This window comes from Streptomyces sp. SID5785, from assembly GCF_009870065.1.
In the GTDB taxonomy this organism is placed as follows: domain Bacteria; phylum Actinomycetota; class Actinomycetes; order Streptomycetales; family Streptomycetaceae; genus Streptomyces.
Genome location: NZ_WWIA01000380.1, coordinates 1 through 2624 on the forward strand (window position 1 = coordinate 1; position 2624 = coordinate 2624).

Genomic DNA, 2624 nt, shown 5'->3' on the forward strand with positions numbered 1-2624 from the left:
GACTACGGCGTCGTCGGCGACCTCTTCGACGTCGTCCCCGCCCTCACCGACGAGGTCAAGACCCGCAAGGGCTGACCCGCCCCGGCAGGACGCACGACGCGCCGTCGACCGCTACCGGTCGGCGGCGCGTCGCCATGTGTAGTAGCCCGCGGCGCCGAGCGCGCCCGCGATCAGCGCGCCGCCGAGACCCAGCTGCACCGGGCTGAGCTGCCCCCAGGAGCCACCGTCACCGGCGTGCACTCCGTGCATCTCGGTCCGGCCGCCCCCGTCGTCTCCCCCGCCGCCCCCGGCGGAGACGGTCAGGGTCTGACGCACGACGGTGCCGCTCTCGCAGGTGACGGAGATCGGGAACGTGCCCGCCCGGGCCCCCGAGGGAACCCGGAACTGCCCGACCAGGTCGCCGCCCTGAGTCGTGGACTGGAGCGGGAAGTCGCCGGCCCCGACATTGTTGGCGTCGCCGGTGGCCCGCTGGTCCTTGCCGCAGGAGCTGGTGTTCGCGGTGACGGTGCCGCCGGGACGCACCGTGGCCGGGGAGAGTTCGAGGGCGCCCGGTGCGCTCGCGTTCCCCCGTGTGCTCGGCGCCTCCCCCGAGTCCTCGGGGAGCCCCGCGCCGTCCCCGTCCCCCGGCCCGACGGGATCGGCAGGCTCGGCCGGATCGGCGGGATCGACCGGCTCGACGGGCTCCGCTGGATCGGCGGGATCGGCTGGATCGACGGACTCGCCCACGGAAGAGTCCGTGCCCCACGGGGTGTCGTCGCCGTCGGCCCAGGCGTGTGCGCACACCGGGGTCGCGAGGGCGAAGGCGGCCGCCGCCAGGGCGGCGGCCGGCCAGGACGCGGTGCGACGCATGCTGATCCTCTCTGAGCGGGCCGCGGGCGGCCACGGGGTTCGGCTTCCCGGCCGATCCCATCCCGTGGTGCCGCGGCCCGCGCGTCGAGGAGGCGAGTCGGGTGAGCGAAGGGGCACGTGTGGGTGACCCCACGGCGCGCTGGACGCGTCGCGGGGCCAGGGGCGGCGCCCGCGTCAGAGGTGTCCGTGCATCCGGTGGGCCTCCACGAGTTTGACCCGTGCCGCCACCAGCCGGTGCGCCATGACCTCGGCCACCCCGTGCAGCAGACTCACCCCGAGTGCGGGTTCGAGGTCGCACAGGTTGCGCACGGCGGCACCGTCGAATTCGTAGGCCCTGACCGGGCTGAAGGCCTCCGCGCCGAAATCCCATTCATAGGGCGGGAAGAGCCAGGACCAGCCGAGCAGATCGCCGGGGCCGAGCGGATCGATGGGCAGCAGGGTGCGGTCGGAGACGCGGACATCCAGCGTGACCATCCCCGTGCGGATGATCCAGAAGCGATGGGCCGGGTCTCCCTCGTCGAAGATCCTGGAGTCCTGGGGGAACGAGACCTCCGTGGCCAGGGGCATCAGCCGGTCGCGGTACTCGCGCGGAAGCCGGTGCATCAGTCGTGTCTGGGCCGTCATGGCGGACACCTCCACCGTCGTGTCATTCCAATGTACGTACGACCGGCCGGGTGCACCGGGCGACGGCGGCGGAGCCCGGTTCCCCGGTCGGCGGCGGCCGGATGGCTGACGTGCCGGGCGGGTCGCGCGGGCCGACCCTACGTTTCCCGCATGGCGACATTCCTCCGCTTCTCATCCCGTACGACGCAGGCCGTCGCGGCCTGTGGTCTGTGCTCGGCGCTGGCCCTCGGCGCCGCCTCCCCCGCGCCCGCGGCGGACCGAGCCTCCGGGCCGCCCGCCGCCCCGTCCCTGTCCGCACTGTCCTGGGAGGTCATGGACGCCGACAGCGGGCAGGTCCTGGCCTCACGGGCACCGCACCGCAGGCTGCCGCCCGCGAGCACCCTCAAGACCCTGTTCGCGCTGACGGTGCTGCCGAAGCTGCGCCAGGACATGGTGCACCGGGCCTCGTACGCGGACCTGTCGGACGTCGCGGAGGGCAGCAGCATGGTCGGCGTCGACGAGGGCACCCGCTACACGGTCGCCGACCTGTGGCGGGGTGTGTTCCTCAGCTCCGGCAACGACGCCGTGAACACGCTGGCCCGGCTCAACGGCGGGCTGCCCGCCACGCTGCAGCAGATGCAGGAGACCGCCCGCCGGATCGGCGCCCGCGACACCCGGGTCCGCTCGGCCGACGGCTTCGACACCCCCGGGCAGTACTCCAGCGCACACGACCTGGCACTGATCGCCCGCGAAGGCTTCAAGAACCCCGACTTCCGCCGCTACATGGGCACGAAGTGGGCGCAGTTCCCGGCGGCGGGCGGCGCGCACGCCTTCGGCATCCAGAACACCAACCGGCTCCTGGTCGGCTCGCACGGCGTCGAGCGCTACCCCGGGCTGATCGGGGTGAAGAACGGCTACACCTCGCAGGCGGGCAACACCCTGGTCTCGGCCGCCACCCGCAAGGGGCGCACCGTCCTCGTCACGGTCATGAACCCGCAGGACGGCGACTCCAACGCCGTGTACGAGGAGAGCCGCGAGCTGCTCGACTGGGGCTTCGAGGCGGCCCCGATCGCCGCGGCCCGTGCCGTGCAGGCGGGTCCGCAGCGCCCCGCCGCGCACGGGAGCGCCAGGACGGCGGTGCCGCACGCGGCGGCGCGCGCCGAGGAGGCCCG

General features: G+C 74.0%; 3 protein-coding genes. 1 reads left to right on the forward strand and 2 read right to left on the reverse strand.

The genetic code is table 11. The features are described 5' to 3' along the window. Window positions 1-111: 111 nt before the first annotated feature. Together GTW43_RS12560 and GTW43_RS12565 are read right to left on the reverse strand one after the other, a co-directional pair. On the reverse strand, window positions 112-849 hold the full coding sequence (locus GTW43_RS12560) for a hypothetical protein (protein ID WP_161301739.1): 738 nt from the start codon (window positions 847-849) through the stop codon (window positions 112-114). 174 nt (window positions 850-1023) lie between these two features. Continuing rightward, complete coding sequence (locus GTW43_RS12565) at window positions 1024-1473, reverse strand: cyclic nucleotide-binding domain-containing protein (RefSeq protein ID WP_161301740.1); 450 nt, start codon at window positions 1471-1473, stop codon at window positions 1024-1026. 150 nt (window positions 1474-1623) lie between these two features. On the opposite strand from GTW43_RS12565, the gene GTW43_RS12570 reads away from it, so the two are divergent. Then, window positions 1624-2624: serine hydrolase (locus tag GTW43_RS12570; protein WP_161301741.1), on the forward strand; the 1001-nt coding region annotated here is incomplete at its 3' end.

Excerpts from the sequence above, each read along its gene's own strand:
- GTW43_RS12560 (WP_161301739.1), bottom strand. The coding sequence starts at position 849 with ATGCGTCGCACCGCGTCCTGGCCGGCCGCCGCCCTGGCGGCGGCCGCC.
- GTW43_RS12565 (WP_161301740.1), bottom strand. The coding sequence starts at position 1,473 with ATGACGGCCCAGACACGACTGATGCACCGGCTTCCGCGCGAGTACCGC.